The 21,713-nt window shown below is 68.8% G+C and carries 16 protein-coding genes; 1 reads left to right on the top strand and 15 read right to left on the bottom strand.

Features of this window, described 5'->3' with window-relative positions; translation table 11 throughout:
* Positions 1-4: 4 nt before the first annotated feature.
* The 8 genes from rpsS to gdhA all read right to left on the bottom strand — a co-directional run bounded on the left by rpsS (position 5) and on the right by gdhA (position 5,671).
* Positions 5-286: a 30S ribosomal protein S19 gene (gene rpsS / locus ACIP5O_RS12775; protein WP_015035577.1), complete on the bottom strand. Its 282-nt coding sequence runs from the start codon at positions 284-286 to the stop codon at positions 5-7.
* Positions 287-298: 12 nt separating this feature from the next.
* Positions 299-1,135 carry a 50S ribosomal protein L2 gene (rplB, locus tag ACIP5O_RS12770; protein ID WP_030208986.1) on the bottom strand — a complete coding sequence of 279 codons (837 nt, stop codon included), beginning with the start codon at positions 1,133-1,135 and terminating at the stop codon, positions 299-301.
* A 39-nt stretch (positions 1,136-1,174) separates the two neighbouring features.
* Complete coding sequence (gene rplW, locus ACIP5O_RS12765) at positions 1,175-1,498, bottom strand: 50S ribosomal protein L23 (protein ID WP_053646169.1); 324 nt, start codon at positions 1,496-1,498, stop codon at positions 1,175-1,177.
* Positions 1,498-2,148 (bottom strand): 50S ribosomal protein L4, encoded by a 651-nt coding sequence (gene rplD / locus ACIP5O_RS12760; RefSeq protein WP_125657895.1) that lies wholly within the window; start codon positions 2,146-2,148, stop codon positions 1,498-1,500. The genes rplW and rplD overlap by 1 nt, the downstream gene beginning before the upstream one ends.
* A 7-nt stretch (positions 2,149-2,155) precedes the next feature.
* The gene (gene rplC, locus ACIP5O_RS12755; protein ID WP_125657892.1) at positions 2,156-2,800 is read right to left on the bottom strand and encodes a 50S ribosomal protein L3; all 645 of its coding nucleotides are present in this window, start codon (positions 2,798-2,800) and stop codon (positions 2,156-2,158) included.
* Positions 2,801-2,813: 13 nt separating this feature from the next.
* Positions 2,814-3,122 carry a 30S ribosomal protein S10 gene (gene rpsJ, locus ACIP5O_RS12750; RefSeq protein ID WP_003948644.1) on the bottom strand — a complete coding sequence of 103 codons (309 nt, stop codon included), beginning with the start codon at positions 3,120-3,122 and terminating at the stop codon, positions 2,814-2,816.
* Between the two features lie 375 nt (positions 3,123-3,497).
* Positions 3,498-4,235, bottom strand: a complete 738-nt coding sequence (locus ACIP5O_RS12745) for a sigma factor-like helix-turn-helix DNA-binding protein (protein ID WP_401292097.1) — start codon at positions 4,233-4,235, stop codon at positions 3,498-3,500.
* Between the two features lie 68 nt (positions 4,236-4,303).
* On the bottom strand, positions 4,304-5,671 hold the full coding sequence (gene gdhA, locus ACIP5O_RS12740) for an NADP-specific glutamate dehydrogenase (RefSeq protein ID WP_401292094.1): 1,368 nt from the start codon (positions 5,669-5,671) through the stop codon (positions 4,304-4,306).
* A gap of 346 nt (positions 5,672-6,017) precedes the next feature.
* Between gdhA and ACIP5O_RS12735 the strand changes: the two genes are divergently transcribed.
* A complete protein-coding gene (locus ACIP5O_RS12735) occupies positions 6,018-8,009 on the top strand; it encodes a PIG-L family deacetylase (protein ID WP_401292091.1) in 1,992 nt (663 codons plus the stop codon).
* A 103-nt stretch (positions 8,010-8,112) separates the two neighbouring features.
* Here the strand turns inward: ACIP5O_RS12735 and tuf are convergent, their stop codons facing one another.
* The 7 genes from tuf to rpoB form a co-directional block, all read right to left on the bottom strand.
* Entirely contained in the window at positions 8,113-9,306 is a 1,194-nt protein-coding gene (tuf, locus tag ACIP5O_RS12730) for an elongation factor Tu (RefSeq protein ID WP_033201985.1), read from the bottom strand.
* A gap of 150 nt (positions 9,307-9,456) precedes the next feature.
* Positions 9,457-11,583: an elongation factor G gene (fusA, locus tag ACIP5O_RS12725; RefSeq protein ID WP_356541265.1), complete on the bottom strand. Its 2,127-nt coding sequence runs from the start codon at positions 11,581-11,583 to the stop codon at positions 9,457-9,459.
* Between the two features lie 39 nt (positions 11,584-11,622).
* Positions 11,623-12,093, bottom strand: a complete 471-nt coding sequence (gene rpsG, locus ACIP5O_RS12720; protein WP_015035567.1) for a 30S ribosomal protein S7 — start codon at positions 12,091-12,093, stop codon at positions 11,623-11,625.
* Between the two features lie 2 nt (positions 12,094-12,095).
* The gene (gene rpsL / locus ACIP5O_RS12715) at positions 12,096-12,467 is read right to left on the bottom strand and encodes a 30S ribosomal protein S12 (protein WP_003948652.1); all 372 of its coding nucleotides are present in this window, start codon (positions 12,465-12,467) and stop codon (positions 12,096-12,098) included.
* Between the two features lie 291 nt (positions 12,468-12,758).
* Positions 12,759-13,598 carry a hypothetical protein gene (locus ACIP5O_RS12710; protein ID WP_401292086.1) on the bottom strand — a complete coding sequence of 280 codons (840 nt, stop codon included), beginning with the start codon at positions 13,596-13,598 and terminating at the stop codon, positions 12,759-12,761.
* A 111-nt stretch (positions 13,599-13,709) separates the two neighbouring features.
* A complete protein-coding gene (locus tag ACIP5O_RS12705; RefSeq protein WP_125657876.1) occupies positions 13,710-17,609 on the bottom strand; it encodes a DNA-directed RNA polymerase subunit beta' in 3,900 nt (1,299 codons plus the stop codon).
* 100 nt (positions 17,610-17,709) lie between these two features.
* Positions 17,710-21,192 carry a DNA-directed RNA polymerase subunit beta gene (rpoB, locus tag ACIP5O_RS12700; RefSeq protein ID WP_125657873.1) on the bottom strand — a complete coding sequence of 1,161 codons (3,483 nt, stop codon included), beginning with the start codon at positions 21,190-21,192 and terminating at the stop codon, positions 17,710-17,712.
* Between the last annotated feature and the right edge of the window lie 521 nt (positions 21,193-21,713).

The following is a 21,713-nucleotide window of genomic DNA, read 5'->3' as shown; positions in this document are numbered from 1 at the left end:
GCTACTAGCGGCGCTTCGACTTCCGGTCGTCCTTCACGTGACCCCGGAAGGTGCGCGTCGGCGAGAACTCGCCGAGCTTGTGGCCGACCATCGACTCGGTGACAAACACCGGAATGTGGGTCTTGCCGTTGTGCACCGCGATCGTGTGGCCGAGCATGGCCGGGATGATCATCGAGCGACGGGACCAGGTCTTGATGACGTTCTTGGTACCGGCTTCGTTCTGGGCGTCCACCTTCTTGACGAGGTGGCCGTCGACGAAGGGTCCCTTCTTGAGACTGCGCGGCATCTAAACCCGCTCCTAGCGCTTCTTGTTCGTCTTGCGGCGGCGGACGATGTACTTGTTCGAAGCCTTCTTCGGCGAACGAGTACGACCCTCCTTCTGACCCCACGGGGAGACCGGGTGGCGACCACCGGAGGTCTTGCCCTCACCACCACCGTGCGGGTGGTCGACCGGGTTCATCGCCACACCGCGGACGGTCGGGCGAACACCCAGCCAGCGCTTACGGCCGGCCTTGCCCCAGTTGATGTTCGACTGCTCGGCGTTGCCGACCTCGCCGATGGTGGCGCGGCAGCGGGCGTCGACCAGACGGATCTCGCCGGAGGGCATGCGGAGGTGGGCCATCGTGCCCTCCTTCGCCAGCAGCTGCACGGAGGCACCGGCGGAACGCGCGAACTTGGCGCCGCCACCGGGACGGAGCTCGATCGCGTGGATCGTGGTACCGACCGGGATGTTGCGGAGCGCCAGGTTGTTGCCGGGCTTGATGTCCGCGCCGGGGCCGTTCTCGACGCGGTCACCCTGCGTCAGACCCTTGGGGGCGATGATGTAGCGCTTCTCGCCGTCCACGTAGTGGAGCAGCGCGATGCGCGCGGTGCGGTTGGGGTCGTACTCGATGTGAGCGACCTTGGCCGGCACGCCGTCCTTGTCGTGACGACGGAAGTCGATCACGCGGTAGGCGCGCTTGTGGCCACCGCCCTGGTGACGGACGGTCACACGACCGGTGTTGTTACGGCCGCCCTTGCTGTGCAGGGGGCGGACCAGCGACTTCTCCGGCGTGGACCGCGTGATCTCGACGAAGTCGGCTACGGAGGAGCCACGACGGCCCGGCGTAGTCGGCTTGTACTTGCGGATACCCATTTCTCAGTCCTCGTCCGATATCGGACGACTCGACCGCCGTCAGGCGGTCGGGCCGCCGAAGATGTCGATTCGGTTGCCCTCAGCAAGGGTCACGATGGCGCGCTTGGTGTCCTTGCGCTTGCCGAAACCGGCCTTGGTCCGCTTGCGCTTGCCCTGGCGGTTGATCGTGTTGACCCCGGTGACCTTGACCGAGAAGACCGCCTCGACGGCCTGCTTGATCTGGGTCTTGTTGGAGCCGGGCGCGACGATGAACGTGTACTTGTTCTCGTCGAGCAGGGCGTAGCTCTTCTCCGAGACGACCGGCTTGACGAGGATGTCACGCGGGTCCGAGAAGGTCTTGCTGGTGACGACGGCCTCGCTCATCAGGCGTCGCTCCCTTCGGTCTCAGCGGTCTGGGGGCCAGACACGAAGGACTCGAGGGCGGCCTTGGTGAAGACCACGTCGTCGGAGACGATCACGTCGTACGTGTTGAGCTGGCCCGGCTCCAGGATGTGCACCTGGGGCAGGTTACGAGCGGACAGCCACGCGGCCTCGTCGGAGCGCTCGGCGACCAGGAGCAGGTTCTTGCGCTCCGAGATCTTGCCGAACAGCGTCTTGGCGGCCTTGGTGGAGACCTCACCCTCGACCACGCCGGTGACGACGTGGATGCGGGAGTGGTTGGCCCGGTCCGAGAGGGCACCGCGGAGGGCGGCGGCCTTCATCTTCTTCGGGGTCCGCTGGGAGTAGTCACGCGGCTGCGGGCCGTGGACGACGCCACCACCGGCGAACTGCGGGGCGCGGGTCGAACCCTGACGGGCGCGGCCGGTGCCCTTCTGGCGGTAAGGCTTCTTGCCACCACCGCGGACTTCGCCACGGGTCTTGGTCTTGTGCGTGCCCTGACGGGCCGCGGCCAGCTGCGCGACGACGACCTGGTGGATCAGCGGAACGCTGACCTTGGCGCCGAAGATCTCCTCGGGGAGCTCGACGGTCCCGGCCTTGTCGCCTGCCGGCGAAAGGATGTCAATGGTGCTCATCGGTTCCTCAAACCCCCTTGGCCGCGGTGCGGACCAGGACGAGGCCACCGTTGGGGCCGGGGACGGCGCCCTTGATGAGCAGCAGACCCTTCTCGGCGTCAACGGCGTGGACGGTCAGGTTCTGGGTGGTCACACGCTCGTTGCCCATGCGACCGGCCATGCGCATGCCCTTGAAGACACGGCCCGGAGTGGCGCAGCCACCGATGGAACCGGGCTTGCGGTGCACGCGGTGGGCACCGTGCGAGGCCTTGCCACCACGGAAGTTGTGGCGCTTCATCGCACCGGCGAAGCCCTTGCCCTTGCTCTTGCCGGTGACGTCGACCTTCACGCCGGCCTCGAAGACCTCGGCGGTGATCTCCTGGCCGAGCGTGTACTCGGAGGCGTCAGCGGTGCGGAGCTCCACCAGGTGGCGGCGCGGGGTGACGTCGGCCTTGGCGAAGTGACCCTTGAGGGGCTTGTTCACCTTGCGCGGGTCGATCTCGCCGAAGGCGATCTGGACCGACTCGTAGCCGTCGCTGTCGTTCGTGCGGACCTGGGTCACGACATTCGGGCCGGCCTTGACGACGGTCACCGGGACGACCCGGTTGTTCTCGTCCCAGACCTGCGTCATGCCGAGCTTCTCGCCCAGGATGCCCTTGATGTTCTTAGCCATCTCGCGCGTCACCTCAGAGCTTGATCTCGATGTCGACGCCCGCCGGCAGGTCGAGACGCATGAGCGAGTCGACCGTCTTCGGCGTGGGGTCGAGGATGTCGATGAGGCGCTTGTGCGTGCGCATCTCGAAGTGCTCGCGCGAGTCCTTGTACTTGTGCGGCGACTTGATGACGCAGTACACGTTCTTCTCAGTGGGCAGCGGCACCGGGCCCGCGACCGACGCACCAGTGCGGGTCACCGTCTCGACGATCTTCTTCGCCGAGGAGTCGATGACCTCGTGGTCGTAGGCCTTGAGCCGGATGCGGATCTTCTGTCCCGCCATGGCTACTAGTAGTCCTTTGTCTCGTAACGCTCTGGACTCGGGGGCTCTCGTGACTCCACCTCCGACCCACGCGGTCGGGCGTGTCGCGCTCCCTCTACGCAGAAGTCCCTGAGGACTTCCCAACCAAGGGGGCGCGGTCCCGAGAACCGCGAGCCGGGGGCAGAACACCCACCGAGTGCCTGGCCGGTACCCCGCTGACGCTTCCCAGAAGATTCCCGTACGTCCGCTCCTGAGAAGGAGCGACGAGTACTGTGGGACTCGCTTCCGGTCCTCCCGACGGGAGGCGCGCAGCATCGGCACTCAACCGAGCAACCCCGACAGTCTGCCACACCGGGCCATCCCGCCGCCAATCGGGGTCCAAGACTGTACCCCACGTCACGTACACCTATGCGCCGGGGCGCACGCTTCGAAGCCGTGCGCCCCACCCCCGTCCGGCAGGCACCGGTCCAGCAGCCGGGCGAGCCGGGCCGCCTCGGCCGCGTACCCCCGGTCGCGGACGAGCCGGAGCACGCGCCGCACCTCGGCGAGGCGGGCCGTGCGCTCCTCCCCCACGGGCAGGGCGCGCGCCCAGCCCCCGTCCACGATCGTCCGCCTGGCCCGGACCACGTACCGCTCCAGGGTCTCCTCGGGCAGGTCGAAGAAGGCGGCGACCCGTGCGGGACCGAGGCCGCCGACGGCGCGCAGGACGAGCGCGGTCCGGGCGGCCCGGGGCAGGTCCGGATGGCAGCAGAGCAGGAACAGCGAGAGCGGCCCCTCCCAGACGTCCTCCCCCGGAGCGCCCCGTCCCGCGTACGCCAGGATCGCGCGGTCCGTGAGGGCCAGGGCCCCGGCCCCGCCGCGCCGGCCCGCCTCCGCGCGGCGCACCCGGTCGATCAGCGCGCCGACGGCGGTGGTGAGCAGCCGACTGCGCGCGTAGGAGGGGATCCCCCGCTCGGGCCACTCCCGGGCCGCCGCGACCAGGACCTCCTGGAAGACCCCCTCGCAGAGGTCGAAGTCGCCGAACCGGCCCACGAAGGCGGCGAGGACCTCCGGCGCGTACGCGCGCAGCAGGTCCTCGACCTCGTCCGGCCCGGCCGCACGCCGGAGGAAGACGTCCTCGTCACCGTGCCCCATTCCGGACGTTCCCTCCCCCGGCCCCCGCGGGCCCGTCGTACGGACGTACGCGTGTGCGTGCGTACGGATCAGATGACGCCCTGCGCCAGCATCGCCTCGGCGACCCGCTCGAAGCCCGCGATGTTGGCCCCGGTGACGTAGTCGCCCGGCGTCCCGTAGTGCTCGGCCGTCTCGTGGCAGGCGGTGTGGATCGAGGTCATGATCCCGGCGAGCTCCGCCTCCACCCTCTCCGCGCTCCAGGACGTGCGGGAGTGGTTCTGGGCCATCTCCAGGGCACTGACCGCGACGCCGCCCGCGTTGGCCGCCTTGCCCGGGCCGAAGGCGACGCCGGCCCGCTGGAACAGGTGGACCGCCCCGGCCGTCGTGGGCATGTTGGCGCCCTCGGCGACGGCCTTCACGCCGTTGCGGACCAGGGTCGCCGCGTCGTTCTCGTCCAGCTCGTTCTGCGTCGCGGACGGCAGGGCGACGTCGGCGGGGACCTCCCAGACCCGGCCGCCGGGCACGAAGCGCGCGGAGGAGCCCCGGCGCTCGGCGTAGTCGGCGACCCGGCCGCGCTCGACCTCCTTGACCCGCTTCAGCAGGTCGAGGTCGATGCCCTTGTCGTCGTACACGTAACCGCTGGAGTCGGAGCAGGTGAGCGGGTTGGCGCCGAGCGCGAGGAGCTTCTCGATCGTGTACAGCGCCACGTTGCCCGAGCCGGAGACGACGGCCGTCTGTCCCTCCAGGTCCTCGCCGCGCTCGCGGAGCATCGCCGCCGTGAAGAGCACGCTGCCGTAGCCGGTGGCCTCCGGGCGGATCGCGGAGCCGCCCCAGCCGGTGCCCTTGCCCGTGAGGACGCCGGCCTCCCAGCGGTTGGTGATCCGCCGGTACTGGCCGAAGAGGTAGCCGATCTCCCGGCCGCCGACGCCGATGTCACCGGCCGGCACGTCGGTGTGCTCGCCGAGGTGCCGGTACAGCTCGGTCATGAAGGACTGGCAGAACCGCATGACCTCGGCGTCGCTGCGCCCGTGTGGGTCGAAGTCGCTGCCGCCCTTGCCGCCGCCGATGCCGAGCCCGGTCAGGGCGTTCTTGAAGATCTGCTCGAAGCCGAGGAACTTGACGATCCCCAGGTTCACGGAGGGGTGGAAGCGCAGGCCCCCCTTGTACGGGCCGAGGGCGCTGTTGAACTCGACGCGGAAGCCCCGGTTGACGTGCGTCCGGCCCCGGTCGTCCTGCCACGGCACCCGGAAGACGATCTGCCGCTCGGGCTCGACCAGCCGCTCCAGGAGCCCCGGCTCGGCGAATTCGGGCCGGGCCGCGAGCACCGGGGCGAGGGTGTCGAGCACCTCGTGGACGGCCTGGTGGAACTCGGGCTGCGCCGGATTGCGGTGTTCGATCTCGGCGCGCAGAGCGTCGAGGGTGGAGCGGGCGGACTGCGGGTCGGGTCGGTTCGACACGTGGAACCCCCTTCTGGCACGGCTGTACGCCGGCGGAGAACCGGGTGGGAGCGCTCGGCGCCGTTGCCGCGCGCGGGGAGGTGAGGACGGCCGCTCCGGGACCCCGTCGTCCCCGCCGCCGTGCCCACTGTTACATCCATGTGAATGCAAGCACCAGTAAGCGGATGCCGGGGTCCGCCATCCGAGACGACCACCGGCCCCGCCGCGCCCGGGCGCCCCCTCGTCCGCGCCCGCGTACGCCCCTCCCGCCCACGTCTTCGCACGCACACAACCCCTTCGCACAGATGCCCGTCTTACAGACGTCCGTTTCCGCCGTCCCGGAGACCGCCGAGCGAAGGGCCCCGCAGTGCAGCACGTCCGACCCCGCCGCCGGGCGGTGCTCACTGCGGCCCTCGCCGCCACCGCGGCCGCCGCCGGGTGCTCCGTACCGGAGCCGCGCCGGAGCGCGCCGACCGCCGATCCGGCGCCGGGGAAGCCGATCGACTCGGCGCGGGCCCGCCGGGCGCTCCTGATGCAGTTCGCCGCGCACCCGGACGACGACCTGTACTTCATGAACCCGGACTCGCAGCGGCTGTTCGACGCGGGCGTCCCGCTCGTCTCCGTGTACGTGACGGCCGGCGAGCACACCGGCCGGAACCGCGTCGCGGGGATGCCCGAGACGCCCCCGGACCGGGCCGCCTACTCCGCCGCCCGCCACCAGGGCCTGCGCCAGTCGTACGCGGTGGCGCTCGGCCTGCCGCCGTTCACCCCGTGGCGGCGGGGCACGCTGGCGCTCCCCGGCGGCCGGCGGGCCGAGGTCGACGTCCTCGCGCACGGCGGGCGCCGGGTCGAACTGGTCTTCCTCGACCTGCCGATGCACACCCCCCGCCGGTACACGGCCCTGCCCGCCCTCTGGGAGGACCGCGCCCTGGAGCTGCGCACCCACCTCTCGGCCGGCTCCCCCGTCACCCGGGCCAGCACCTACGACTACGACGGCCTGGTCGGCGTCCTCGCCGGGCTCCTCGCCCGCTACCGGCCCACGGTGGTGCACACCCTGGACCCCGACCCGGACGTCCAGCACAGCGACGAGGCCACCCGGCGGCGGGACTCCGAGCAGCCCGGCTACGCCGACCACGGGGACCACACGGCGGTCGCCTGCTTCACCTGGGCGGCGCTGTGCCGCCGGGTCTCGGACGCGGTACGGGACGGCGAGCCGATACCGGCGTTCACCACGACGGCCTTCCGCGGCTACTACAACCGGCACTGGCCCAAGAACCTCCCGCCGGGGGTCCTGAAGGAGAAGGCGGCCCGGCTCGTCCCGTACGGCGGCGACCCCTCCTGGCGGTGCGGGAACCCCTCGGGCTGCGGCGACTACGGCGTCGGCGGCGACCGCCCGCTGACCAACCGCAAGGGCTGGGTCCGCTCCACCCACCACCGCTGGCCCGGCGCCCGCCCGGCCCTCGCCGAGGAGCCGGACGGCCGGCTCGCGGCGTACGGGGTCCTCGGCCTGCGGGCGGTCCGCCGGCGCGAGTCGGCGCCCGGCAGCGGCGTCTGGGGCGAGCCGGAGGACCTCGGCGGCGGCCCGCTCGCCCCGGCCCTCGGCTCCGCGGTCCTGCCCGACGGGCGGGTGCTGCTCCTCGGGGTGCGGTTCGCCGCGCTCGACGGGCACGGCGGCGCCAACCGGCGCGAGGTGGTGCTCCTCGAACAGCGCTCCCCCGGCGGCCCGTTCCTCGCCTGGCGGGGCCTGGGGAACCCGGAGCGCGGGGACGACCGGGGGCGCCGGCTCGGCTCCCCGGTGGCGGTCGCGGCCCCCGACGGCCGGGTCCACCTCTTCGTACGGAACGCGGACGGGCGCCTCTCGACCCGGGTCCGGGCGGCGGACGGCTCCTGGGGCCCGTGGCGGACGCTCCCCGGGACCGCCGAGGTCCAGGACGCCCCGGCCGTCTCGGTGGACGCCGCGGGCCGCGTCCACGTGTACGCGGCGGGCCGGGAGTCCGTACGGCACTGGGTGGACGGGCGGGAGCGGACGGAGCGGCTGCCGCTCTCCGGCTCCACGGTGGCGAGCGCGGACGGCGAGCTGTTCCACCGGCCCCCGGCGGACGCGCGGCTGCTCGGCCCGGCCGGCGACACCGGTCTCGACGGGTACGGGGAGGTGGTCGCCGCGCGGTCGGCGGCGCTCGGCACGGTCCTGCTCGGCACGGACACGCGCGGCCGGACGGTGGTGCGGGTCGGCGGCCGGACCCGGGTCCGTACGGCGAAGGGCGGGGCGGCGGCCCCGGCCGCGCTGCACCTGGGGGCGCGGGGCGTGACCGTGGTGGGGCTCGGCGCGGACGGGCGCCCGTGGAGCTGGAAGCCGTAGAGGAACCGACGGCCCCGGGAACGCGAGAAGGCCCCGCACCTTTCGGTGCGGGGCCTTCTCCTACTGCTCGGCGACTCCTGCGAGTCACCAGGTCAGTTCAAGATCAGGCGGTGATCTTGACGACCTGGCCGGCGCCGACGGTCCGGCCACCCTCACGGATGGCGAACTTCAGGCCCTCCTCCATGGCGATGGGCTGGATCAGCTCAACGCTCATGGCGGTGTTGTCGCCCGGCATGACCATCTCGGTGCCCTCGGGGAGGGTCACGACGCCGGTCACGTCCGTGGTACGGAAGTAGAACTGCGGGCGGTAGTTGTTGAAGAACGGGGTGTGACGGCCACCCTCGTCCTTCGACAGGATGTAGGCCTGGGCCTCGAAGTTCGTGTGCGGCGTGACCGAACCCGGCTTGATGATGACCTGGCCGCGCTCGACGTCCTCGCGCTTGATGCCACGGAGGAGCAGACCGACGTTCTCACCGGCCTGGCCCTCGTCGAGCAGCTTGCGGAACATCTCGATGCCGGTGACCGTGGTGGTGGTCTTCTCGGTCTTGATGCCGATGATGTCGACGGTCTCGTTGACCTTGAGGACACCACGCTCGATGCGACCGGTGACGACGGTGCCACGACCGGTGATCGTGAAGACGTCCTCGATCGGCATCAGGAACGGCTTGTCGACGTCGCGCTCGGGCTGCGGGATGGACTCGTCCACGGCGTGCATGAGGCCGAGGAGCTTCTCGCCCCACTCCTTGTCGCCCTCGAGCGCCTTGAGCGCCGAGACGCGGACGACCGGCAGGTCGTCGCCCGGGAACTCGTACTCGGAGAGGAGCTCACGCACCTCGAGCTCGACGAGCTCCAGGATCTCCTCGTCGTCCACCATGTCGGCCTTGTTCAGGGCGACGACGATGTACGGAACGCCGACCTGGCGGGCCAGGAGCACGTGCTCCTTGGTCTGCGGCATCGGGCCGTCGGTGGCGGCGACCACGAGGATGGCGCCGTCCATCTGCGCCGCACCCGTGATCATGTTCTTGATGTAGTCCGCGTGACCGGGGCAGTCGACGTGGGCGTAGTGACGCGACTCGGTCTGGTACTCGACGTGCGCGATCGAGATGGTGATACCGCGCTGGCGCTCCTCGGGAGCCTTGTCGATCTGGTCGAAGGCCGAGGCCTCGTTCAGGTCCGGGTACGCGTCGTGCAGCACCTTGGTAATGGCGGCCGTGAGGGTCGTCTTACCGTGGTCGATGTGACCGATGGTGCCGATGTTGACGTGCGGCTTAGTCCGCTCGAACTTCGCCTTCGCCACGGGGGTCCTCCTGGAGTGGTTCTGAACGCCTTGCTTCATCGGCGCCAGGTGATCTTTGCTGGGATGCCAGTCGACCGGGACCCGATTCCTCGGGTTTCGGGGCCGGGCCCCGGTCACTGGTGTCAAGCCTAAAGCGTGAACTCGGAAGAGTTACTCGCCCTTGGCCTTCGCGATGATCTCCTCGGCGACGTTCCGCGGAACCTCGGCGTAGGAGTCGAACTGCATCGAGTAGCTTGCGCGACCCGAGGTCTTGCTGCGGAGGTCTCCGACGTAGCCGAACATCTCCGAAAGGGGCACGAGGCCCTTCACGACGCGAGCGCCGCTGCGCTCCTCCATGGCCTGGATCTGACCACGGCGGGAGTTGATGTCGCCGATGACCTCACCCATGTAGTCCTCGGGCGTGGTGACCTCGACGGACATCATGGGCTCGAGAATGACCGGCGAAGCCTTCCGCGCGGCCTCCTTGAAGGCCTGCGAACCGGCGATCTTGAACGCGAGCTCGGAGGAGTCGACCTCGTGGTAGCCGCCGTCGAGAAGGATGACGCGGACGCCAGTCATCTCGTAGCCGGCCAGGATGCCGAACTGCATGGCCTCCTGCGCGCCCGCGTCGACCGAAGGGATGTACTCCTTCGGGATGCGGCCACCGGTGACCTTGTTCACGAACTCGTAGGAGGCGTCGCCACCCTCGATGGGCTCGATCGCGATCTGCACCTTGGCGAACTGACCGGTACCACCGGTCTGCTTCTTGTGGGTGTAGTCCACGCGCTCGACGGTCTTGCGGATCGTCTCGCGGTACGCGACCTGCGGCTTGCCGACGTTCGCCTCGACCTTGAACTCGCGACGCATGCGGTCGACGAGGATGTCGAGGTGGAGCTCGCCCATGCCACCGATGATGGTCTGGCCGGTCTCCTCGTCCGAGTGGACCTGGAAGGAGGGGTCCTCCTCCGCGAGACGCTGGATGGCGACGCCCAGCTTCTCCTGGTCACCCTTGGACTTGGGCTCGATGGCGACCTGGATGACCGGCGCCGGGAAGTCCATGGACTCCAGGATGACCGGGTTCTTCTCGTCGCACAGCGTCTCACCGGTGGTGGTCTGCTTGAGGCCCATGACGGCGACGATGTCGCCGGCGCCCACCGAGTCGATCTCCTCACGCTTGTTCGCGTGCATGCGGTAGATCTTGCCGATGCGCTCCTTCTTGCCCTTGACGGAGTTCAGCACCGCGGTGCCGGCCTCCAGGCGACCGGAGTAGATCCGGACGAAGGTGAGCTTGCCGAGGTGCGGGTCGCTCGCGATCTTGAACGCGAGGGCCGACAGCGGCTCCTCGTCGGACGGCTTGCGCCGCACGACGACCTCGGGGTCCTTGACGTCCTGGCCCTCGATGGCCTCGACGTCCAGGGGCGAGGGGAGGTAGCGCACGACCGCGTCGAGCAGGGGCTGAACGCCCTTGTTCTTGAAGGCGGTGCCGCAGAACACGGGGGTGACCGTGGTGTCGCCGCCCTTGCCGGAGGCGATGGTGATGCGACGGACGGCCGCGTAGATCTGCTCCTCGGTGGGCTCGACGCCCTCCAGGAACAGCTCCATGAGCTCCTCGTCGTTCTCGGCGACGGTCTCGACCAGCTTGCCGCGGTACTCCTCGGCCAGCTCGGTCAGCTCGGCCGGGATGTCGACGATGTCGTACATCTCGCCCTTGCTGGCCTCGGCGGACCAGACGAGCGCCTTCATGCGGACGAGGTCGACGACGCCCTGGAAGTCGGCCTCGGCACCGATCGGGAGCTGCATGACGATCGGGGTGGCGCCGAGGCGGCCCACGATCATGTCGACGCAGCGCAGGAAGTCGGCGCCGGTCCGGTCGAGCTTGTTGACGAAGCAGATGCGCGGAACGCCGTAGCGGTCCGCCTGACGCCAGACGGTCTCGGACTGGGGCTCGACACCGGCCACACCGTCGAACACGGTGACAGCACCGTCGAGCACGCGCAGCGAACGCTCCACCTCGACGGTGAAGTCGACGTGGCCCGGCGTGTCGATGATGTTGATCGTGTGATCGACATTCTCGAGCGGCCAGTGGCAGGTCGTCGCGGCGGACGTGATCGTGATGCCGCGCTCCTGCTCCTGCTCCATCCAGTCCATCGTGGCAGCGCCGTCGTGGACTTCACCGATCTTGTACGAGACACCGGTGTAGAACAGGATCCGCTCGGTGGTGGTCGTCTTGCCCGCGTCGATGTGAGCCATGATGCCGATGTTGCGCACCTTGGCAAGGTCAAGCGAAGTGGTAGCCATATCGGCTCAGTCTTCTCTCGGTCTCGATGTGGGTTGCGACTACCAGCGGTAGTGCGCGAAGGCCTTGTTGGACTCGGCCATCTTGTGCGTGTCCTCACGCTTCTTGACGGCAGCACCGAGGCCGTTCGAGGCGTCGAGGAGCTCGTTCATGAGGCGCTCGGTCATGGTCTTCTCGCGACGGGCGCGGGAGTAACCGACGAGCCAGCGGAGGGCGAGCGTGGACGCGCGGCCCGGCTTGACCTCGATCGGCACCTGGTAGGTGGCGCCACCGACACGGCGGGACTTGACCTCGAGGGCCGGCTTGACGTTCTCCAGCGCGCGCTTCAGCGTGATGACCGGGTCCTGGCCGGTCTTCTCGCGAAGACCCTCCATGGCGCCGTACACGATGCGCTCGGCGGTGGAACGCTTGCCGTCCAGCAGGATCTTGTTGATCAGCGAGGTGACAAGAGGAGAGCTGTAGACCGGGTCGATGATGACCGGGCGCTTCGGGGCGGGGCCCTTACGAGGCATTCTTACTTCTCCTTCTTGGCGCCGTAGCGGCTGCGAGCCTGCTTACGGTTCTTGACGCCCTGCGTGTCGAGGGAACCGCGGATGATCTTGTAGCGAACACCCGGCAGGTCCTTCACACGGCCACCGCGCACGAGCACGATGGAGTGCTCCTGCAGGTTGTGACCCTCACCCGGGATGTAGGCCGTGACCTCGATGCCGGAGGTCAGACGCACACGCGCGACCTTCCGGAGGGCCGAGTTCGGCTTCTTCGGGGTGGTCGTGAACACACGCGTGCAGACGCCGCGACGCTGAGGGGAACCCTCGAGTGCGGGCGTCTTGTTCTTCTCGACCTTGTCCTGCCGGCCCTTGCGGACCAGCTGCTGGATCGTAGGCACTACTTCTCCGGTTTCTGTGTGCCGTCGGTACAACTAACCTGGAACATTCACCGACCCACGCGGTCGGGTGTGTCGAATCTCGCGGGCTCCATCGAGGATGGAGAGGAGCGAGGATCACGGTGGCCGGTGCGGAACTCGCCGTGCGGTTGAGGACACGCACACGAGCCCAGGCACACCCCAGGCACAAGGCTTGAGCGTACCTACCGTACGGACTCCGGTCAAAACAAATGCCCACGCGCACATGATCACGACGTGGGACGGCCGCCCCCCACCCCGTCCCCGCCCCGCCCCTCACCCCGCCAGGAAGCGGTGCAGGGAGCCGGTGAGGGCGTCGGCGAAGGCCTCCCGGACCTCCTCGGAGACCCGGTCGAGCGAGAGGTACGGATTGAGGTCCTCCAGCTCGACCAGGAGCAGCCCGCCGTCGGGCGCCCGGCAGGCGTCGACGCGCTGGATCCCGTGCCCGAGGGCGTTCCAGTCCACGAAGCGCCGCGCGAAGGCCAGGTCGTCCGGGGACGGCTCGTACGGCTCCAGGACCCAGCGGCGCTCCGGGTCGGGGGCGTACAGGGCGTACTGGAAGAGGTCGTCGACGAAGTAGAACGAGACCTCGTACCGGAAGTCGATCCGGGGCTGGACGAGGAGCTCCCCGGCCGCCCCGTCGAGGAGGCCGGCGAGCTCCCCGTACGGGACGAAGCGCAGGCCCTCGGAGTCGGCCCCGTCCCGGGGCTTCACCGCGTACTCCGCGGCCTCCGGCAGCCCCTCCAGGGCCCCGGACCGGTCGACGGTGGGGATGACCGGGAGACCGGCGGCCGTCAGTTCGAGGAGGTACCCCTTGCCCGCCATGTCGCCGCGCCCGTGGAGCGGGTTGTAGACGCGGGTGCCGAGCGCCAGGGCCCGCTCGCGGAAGGCCGCGTACGCCTCCCGGTGGCCCAGCACGGGGCCGCTGTTGCGCACCACGACCGCGTCGAAGGCGTCCATGAGGGCGGCGGCGTCCCGCGGGTGGCAGAGGGCCAGGTCGAAGTCCTCCCGCAGCCGGGCGGTGAGCGCCACGTCCTCGTCGCCGTAGCGCCTCCCCCGCGCCGGATAGGCGAGGTCGGTGACGTACAGCAGGCGCGGGCGGGGGCGGGCGGTCACGGGGCGGCTCCTCGGTCGGACAGGGCCGCCAACCTACCGAAGCCGCCGGAAACCGCCGAGGGCGGCCACCCCGTGATCGGGGTGACCGCCCTCGGGCGTCGAGCGACTCGCCTACTGGTTGTACGGACCGTAGTCGTAGTCCTCCAGCGGAACGGCCTGGCCGGAGCCCGAGCCGAACGGCGAGTAGTCGATGTCGTCGTAGCCGACGGCCGAGTACATCGCGGCCTTGGCCTCCTCGGTCGGCTCGACCCGGATGTTGCGGTAGCGGGACAGACCCGTACCGGCCGGGATGAGCTTACCGATGATGACGTTCTCCTTGAGGCCGATGAGGCTGTCGGACTTGGCGTTGATCGCCGCGTCCGTCAGCACTCGGGTCGTCTCCTGGAAGGAGGCGGCCGACAGCCAGGACTCCGTCGCCAGCGAGGCCTTGGTGATGCCCATCAGCTGCGGACGGCCGGAGGCGGGGTGACCGCCCTCGGTGACCACACGACGGTTCTCGGTCTCGAACTTCGACCGCTCGACCAGCTCGCCCGGAAGCAGCTCCGCGTCGCCGGACTCGATGATCGTCACGCGGCGCAGCATCTGCCGGATGATGATCTCGATGTGCTTGTCGTGGATCGACACGCCCTGCGAGTTGTAGACCTTCTGGACTTCGCCGACCAGGTGGACCTGGACCGCGCGCTGACCGAGGATCCGGAGCACGTCGTGCGGGTTGGTGGCACCCACGGTGAGCTTCTGGCCCACCTCGACGTGGTCGCCCTCGCCCACGAGCAGACGGGCGCGCTTCGAGATCGGGAACGCCGTCTCGTCGCTGCCGTCGTCCGGGGTGACGACGATCTTCTTGGTCTTCTCGGTCTCCTCGATGCGGACGCGGCCGGCCGCCTCCGAGATCGGGGCGACACCCTTGGGCTGCCGGGCCTCGAAGAGCTCGACGACACGGGGCAGACCCTGGGTGATGTCGTCACCGGCCACACCACCGGTGTGGAAGGTACGCATCGTCAGCTGGGTACCGGGCTCACCGATGGACTGGGCGGCGATGATGCCGACCGCCTCACCGATGTCGACCAGCTTGCCGGTGGCGAGCGAACGGCCGTAGCAGAACGCACAGGTGCCGACGGCGGACTCGCAGGTCAGGACCGAACGGGTCTTGACCTCCTCGACGCCCGCGTTGACCAGGGCGTCGATGAGCACGTCACCCAGGTCGACGTTGGCCGGCGCGATGACCTTGCCGTCCACGACGACGTCCTCGGCGAGCATCCGCGCGTACACGGAGGTCTCGACGTCGTCCGTCTTGCGCAGGACACCCGTCTCGTCCTTCGCCGCGATCCGCAGCTTCAGACCGCGCTCGGTGCCGCAGTCCTCCTCGCGGATGATGACGTCCTGCGAGACGTCCACCAGACGACGGGTCAGGTAACCCGAGTCGGCGGTGCGCAGGGCGGTGTCGGCGAGACCCTTACGGGCACCGTGCGTCGAGATGAAGTACTCGAGGACGGAGAGGCCCTCGCGGAAGGACGCCTTGATGGGACGCGGGATCGTCTCGTTCTTCGCGTTCGACACCAGACCGCGCATACCCGCGATCTGCCGCATCTGCATCATGTTTCCTCGGGCACCCGAGTCGACCATCATGAAGATGGGGTTGGTCTTGGGGAAGTTCGCGTTCATCGCCTCGGCGACCTCGTTGGTCGCCTTGGTCCAGATCGCGATGAGCTCCTGCGTGCGCTCTTCCTTGGTGATCAGACCGCGCTCGTACTGCTTCTGGACCTTCTCGTCCTGCGCCTCGTACCCGGCGACGATCTCCTTCTTCGCCTCGGGGACGACGACGTCGGAGATGGCCACGGTGACGCCGGAGCGGGTCGCCCAGAAGAAGCCGGACGCCTTCAGGTTGTCGAGCGTCGCCGCCACGATGACCTTGGGGTAGCGCTCGGCCAGGTCGTTGACGATCTCGGAGAGCTGCTTCTTGCCCACCGAGTAGTCGACGAACGGGTAGTCCTCGGGCAGCAGCTCGTTGAAGAGCGCGCGGCCCAGGGTGGTGCGCAGGCGGAACGAGTCCCCCTGCTGCCACTCGGGCTCGCCCTCCTCGCGCGCCGGCGGGGTCCAGCCGCGCGGCGGGATGGTGCCCACCGGGAAGCGGATGTCGATCGGCGACTGCAGCGCGAGCTCGCCGGCGTCGAACGCCATGATCGCCTCGGCCGTGGAGCCGAACGCGCGGCCCTCGCCCTTGGTGTCACGCAGCTCGCCGTCGGTGGTCAGGAAGAACAGACCGAGAACCATGTCCTGGGTCGGCATCGTGACCGGGCGGCCGTCGGCCGGCTTGAGGATGTTGTTCGAGGACAGCATCAGGATGCGGGCCTCGGCCTGCGCCTCCGCGGAGAGCGGCAGGTGGACGGCCATCTGGTCACCGTCGAAGTCCGCGTTGAACGCGGTGCAGACGAGCGGGTGGATCTGGATGGCCTTGCCCTCGACCAGCTGCGGCTCGAAGGCCTGGATGCCGAGGCGGTGCAGCGTGGGCGCACGGTTCAGGAGGACCGGGTGCTCGGCGATGACCTCTTCGAGGACGTCGTACACGACCGTGCGGCCGCGCTCGACCATCCGCTTGGCCGACTTGATGTTCTGCGCGTGGTTCAGGTCCACCAGGCGCTTCATCACGAACGGCTTGAAGAGCTCGAGCGCCATGGCCTTCGGCAGACCGCACTGGTGCAGCTTGAGCTGCGGGCCGACGACGATGACGGAACGGGCCGAGTAGTCGACTCGCTTGCCGAGCAGGTTCTGACGGAAACGACCCTGCTTGCCCTTGAGCATGTCGCTCAGGGACTTCAGCGGGCGGTTGCCGGGACCGGTGACCGGGCGACCGCGACGACCGTTGTCGAAGAGGGCGTCCACGGCCTCCTGGAGCATGCGCTTCTCGTTGTTCACGATGATCTCGGGCGCGCCGAGGTCGAGAAGCCGCTTCAGGCGGTTGTTGCGGTTGATCACGCGGCGGTACAGGTCGTTCAGGTCGGAGGTCGCGAAGCGGCCACCGTCCAGCTGCACCATCGGACGCAGGTCCGGCGGGATGACCGGCACGCAGTCGAGAACCATGCCCTTGGGGCTGTTCGCGGTCTGCAGGAACGCGGAGACGACCTTGAGGCGCTTGAGCGCACGGGTCTTCTTCTGGCCCTTGCCGGTGCGGATGATCTCGCGGAGGCGCTCGGCCTCCTCCTCCAGGTCGAAGGACTCCAGGCGCTTCTGCAGCGCCGCGGCGCCCATCGAGCCGTCGAAGTACGTGCCGAAGCGGTCACGCAGCTCGCGGTAGAGGAGCTCGTCGCCCTCCAGGTCCTGGACCTTGAGGTTCTTGAAGCGCGACCAGACCTCGTCCAGACGGTCGATCTCGCGCTGCGCGCGGTCGCGCAGCTGCTTCATCTCGCGCTCGGCGCCCTCGCGCACCTTGCGGCGCACGTCGGCCTTGGCGCCCTCGGCCTCCAGCTCGGCGAGGTCGTTCTCGAGCTTCTTGGCGCGGGCCTCCAGGTCGGAGTCGCGACGGTTCTCGATCTGCTGGCGCTCGACGGAGACGTGCGCCTCCAGCGAGGGCAGGTCACGCGTACGGCGCTCGTCGTCGACGTACGTGATCATGTACGCCGCGAAGTAGATGACCTTCTCCAGGTCCTTCGGGGCGAGGTCGAGCAGGTATCCGAGGCGCGACGGGACGCCCTTGAAGTACCAGATGTGGGTGACGGGGGCGGCGAGCTCGATGTGGCCCATCCGCTCGCGGCGCACCTTGGCGCGGGTGACCTCGACGCCACACCGCTCACAGATGATGCCCTTGAAGCGGACGCGCTTGTACTTGCCGCAGTAGCACTCCCAGTCCCGGGTCGGACCGAAGATCTTCTCGCAGAAGAGTCCGTCCTTCTCGGGCTTGAGCGTGCGGTAGTTGATGGTCTCCGGCTTCTTGACCTCGCCGTGGCTCCACTGACGGATGTCGTCAGCGGTGGCCAGACCGATCCGGAGCTCGTCGAAGAAGTTGACGTCGAGCACTATGCGTCAATCCCTCTCAGGGTTGTAAGGCTGTGGGTCTGATACGGGGGTCCTGGGGCCGGCGGGGGGACCTGTACGGGTCCCCCCGGCCGGACTCCCGTCAGACCTCTTCGACGCTGCTCGGCTCGCGCCGGGACAGGTCGATGCCGAGCTCCTCCGCTGCGCGGAAGACGTCCTCGTCGGTGTCGCGCATCTCGATGGACATGCCGTCCGAGGACAGCACCTCCACGTTGAGGCACAGGGACTGCATCTCCTTGATGAGCACCTTGAAGGACTCGGGGATGCCGGGCTCAGGGATGTTCTCGCCCTTGACGATGGCCTCGTAGACCTTCACGCGGCCGGTCACGTCGTCGGACTTGATCGTCAGCAGCTCCTGGAGGGCGTACGCGGCGCCGTAAGCCTCCAGCGCCCACACCTCCATCTCACCGAAGCGCTGGCCACCGAACTGGGCCTTACCACCCAGCGGCTGCTGGGTGATCATCGAGTACGGGCCGGTCGAACGCGCGTGGAGCTTGTCGTCGACCAGGTGGTGGAGCTTGAGGATGTACATGTACCCGACGGAGATCGGGTCCGGGAACGGCTCGCCGGAGCGGCCGTCGAACAGCCTCGCCTTGCCGGTCGGGAGCACCATGCGCTCGCCGTCGCGGTTCGGGATGGTGTGGTTCAGCAGGCCCGCGAGCTCGTCCTCGCGCGCACCGTCGAAGACCGGGGTGGCGACGTTGGTGCCGGGGGCGACCTGGTCGGCGCCGATGGCCTGGAGGCGCTGCGCCCACTCGTCGGCGAGGCCGGAGACGTCCCAGCCGCGGCTGGCGAGCCAGCCGAGGTGGATCTCCAGGACCTGTCCCGGGTTCATTCGGGACGGGACGCCGAGCGGGTTGAGGATGATGTCGACCGGGGTGCCGTCCTCCAGGAACGGCATGTCCTCGATCGGCAGGATCTTCGAGATGACGCCCTTGTTGCCGTGACGGCCGGCGAGCTTGTCACCGTCGGTGATCTTGCGCTTCTGGGCGACGTAGACGCGGACCAGCTGGTTCACGCCCGGGGGAAGCTCGTCGCCCTCCTCGCGGTCGAAGACGCGCACGCCGATGATCTTGCCGATCTCGCCGTGGGGCACCTTCAGGGAGGTGTCGCGGACCTCGCGGGCCTTCTCGCCGAAGATCGCGCGGAGCAGGCGCTCCTCCGGGGTCAGCTCGGTCTCGCCCTTGGGCGTGACCTTGCCGACCAGGATGTCGCCGGCGACGACCTCGGCACCGATGCGGATGATGCCGCGCTCGTCGAGGTCGGCGAGGACCTCCTCGGAGACGTTCGGGATGTCCCGGGTGATCTCCTCGGGGCCCAGCTTGGTGTCACGGGCGTCGACCTCGTGCTCCTCGATGTGGATCGAGGAGAGGACGTCGTCCTGCACGAGGCGCTGCGACAGGATGATCGCGTCCTCGTAGTTGTGGCCCTCCCACGGCATGAACGCCACGAGCAGGTTCTTGCCGAGCGCCATCTCGCCGTCTTCGGTGGCGGGACCGTCGGCGAGGACCTGGCCCTCGATGACGCGGTCGCCCTCGTCCACGACGACCTTCTGGTTCACAGAGGTGCCCTGGTTGGAGCGGGAGAACTTGTGCAGGCGGTACGTGATGTACGTGCCGTCGTCGTTGGCGACCGTGATGTAGTCGGCCGACAGCTCCTGGACGACACCGTCCTTCTCGGCCTTGAGCACGTCGCCGGCGTCGGTGGCGCAGCGGTACTCCATGCCGGTGCCGACGAGCGGGGCCTCCGACTTGATGAGGGGCACCGCCTGACGCATCATGTTCGCGCCCATGAGGGCGCGGTTGGCGTCGTCGTGCTCGAGGAACGGGATCATGGCGGTCGCGACCGACACCATCTGGCGCGGCGAGACGTCCATGTAGTCCACGTCGGCCGGGAGGACGTAGTCGACCTCGCCGCCGCGCTTGCGGACCAGGACGCGGTTCTCGGTGAAGCGCAGCTCGTCGTCGAGGCCGGCGTTGGCCTGCGCGATGACGAAGCGGTCCTCCTCGTCGGCGGTGACGTAGTCGACCTCGTCGGTGACCTGGCCGTCGACGACCTTGCGGTACGGCGTCTCGATGAAGCCGAACGCGTTGACGCGGCCGTACGAGGCGAGCGAACCGATCAGACCGATGTTCGGGCCTTCGGGGGTCTCGATCGGGCACATGCGTCCGTAGTGGGACGGGTGCACGTCTCGGACCTCGAAGCCGGCCCGCTCGCGGGACAGACCACCGGGACCCAGCGCCGAGAGACGACGCTTGTGCGTCAGACCCGACAGCGGGTTGTTCTGGTCCATGAACTGCGACAGCTGGCTGGTGCCGAAGAACTCCTTGATGGAGGCGACGACCGGCCGGATGTTGATCAGGGTCTGCGGCGTGATCGCCTCGACGTCCTGCGTGGTCATGCGCTCGCGGACGACGCGCTCCATGCGGGCCAGACCCGTGCGGACCTGGTTCTGGATGAGCTCGCCGACGTTGCGCAGACGACGGTTGCCGAAGTGGTCGATGTCGTCGGTCTCGACGACGATCTCGTTGCCGTTCTCGCCGATCGTCTCGGTCTCGCCCGCGTGGAGCTTCACGAGGTACTTGATCGTGGCGATGACGTCGTCCGTGGTGAGGACGCCGGCGTCCAGCGGCTCGTCCGCGCCGAGCTTCTTGTTCACCTTGTAGCGGCCGACCTTCGCGAGGTCGTAGCGCTTCGGGTTGAAGTAGAGGTTCTCGAGCAGCGTCTGGGCGGCCTCGCGGGTCGGCGGCTCGCCCGGGCGGAGCTTGCGGTAGATGTCGAGCAGCGCGTCGTCCTGGCCCTGGGTGTGGTCCTTCTCCAGGGTGGCGCGCATGGACTCGTACTCGCCGAACTCCTGGAGGATCTGCTCGGTGGTCCAGCCGAGGGCCTTCAGGAGGACGGTGACGGACTGCTTGCGCTTGCGGTCGATGCGGACGCCGACCAGGTCGCGCTTGTCGATCTCCATCTCCAGCCAGGCACCCCGGGACGGGATGATCTTGGCGGAGAAGATGTCCTTGTCGGAGGTCTTGTCGATCGACGAGTCGAAGTAGACGCCCGGCGAACGGACCAGCTGCGACACCACGACACGCTCGGTGCCGTTGATGACGAAGGTGCCCTTGTTGGTCATGAGCGGGAAGTCGCCCATGAAGACCGTCTGGGACTTGATCTCGCCGGTCTCGTTGTTGGTGAACTCGGCGGTGACGAAGAGCGGGGCGCCGTACGTGAAGTCACGGTCCTTGCACTCGTCGATCGAGTTCTTCGGCGGCTCGAAGCGGTGGTCGCGGAAGGTCAGCGACATCGACCCGGAGAAGTCCTCGATCGGGGAGATCTCCTCGAAGATCTCCTCCAGGCCGGACTTCGTGGGGACGTCCTGTCCCGACTCAAGGGCGGCCTCGACGCGAGCCTTCCAGGCGGCGTTGCCGAGCAGCCAGTCAAAGCTCTCGGTCTGCAGCGCGAGGAGGTTCGGAACCTCGAGGGGCTCCTTGATCTTTGCAAAGGAGATGCGCAGCGGGGCGGTGCTTGCGCCGTTGTTCGTATTGGTCGAGGCGTTGCGCGAGGCGGCCAAGAGGGGGTCCTTCCGAGGGCTCGGACTCACTACGCGCGTACCGGTCCCCAGCAGAGCTTCAGGGCAGACGTTTCCTGAAATGACCGAAAGGCCAGGTCAGAAGGGGTCGGCCGATGAAACGGATGCGAAGGTATGCCCCTGGTGACGGGCAGGGGGCAGCTAACAGGCAGCGCAAAGGGTCAGTGTAGCCACTTGGCTCACTGATGTCCAGGGCGAGTTCTTCGCGACCCTCGTTGCTCTCAACTCCGCGCTACTTCGCGCCGTGCGGCGCACCTCGATACTGCCCGTTCCGCCGTCGATCCATGCCTCGGATACGGATCGTTGTGACGACGCGTCCTGAGAATTGCGCGCTGCGTGCGGTTCGTCAAGGGCCCCCGCTCCGCGGGGCGCACGGCGAAGATCACCATACTCCGCTTCCGGCACCCCTCCGGACGCCCGCCACGCCCGTTCCCGGGAACGCCGAAAGGCGACCACCCATGTGGATGATCGCCCTTCGGTGCTCCCGCGTTACACGGAACGCG

This window comes from Streptomyces sp. NPDC088915, from assembly GCF_044749825.1.
In the GTDB taxonomy this organism is placed as follows: domain Bacteria; phylum Actinomycetota; class Actinomycetes; order Streptomycetales; family Streptomycetaceae; genus Streptomyces.
This window is presented reverse-complemented; position numbering and strand designations above follow the sequence as displayed.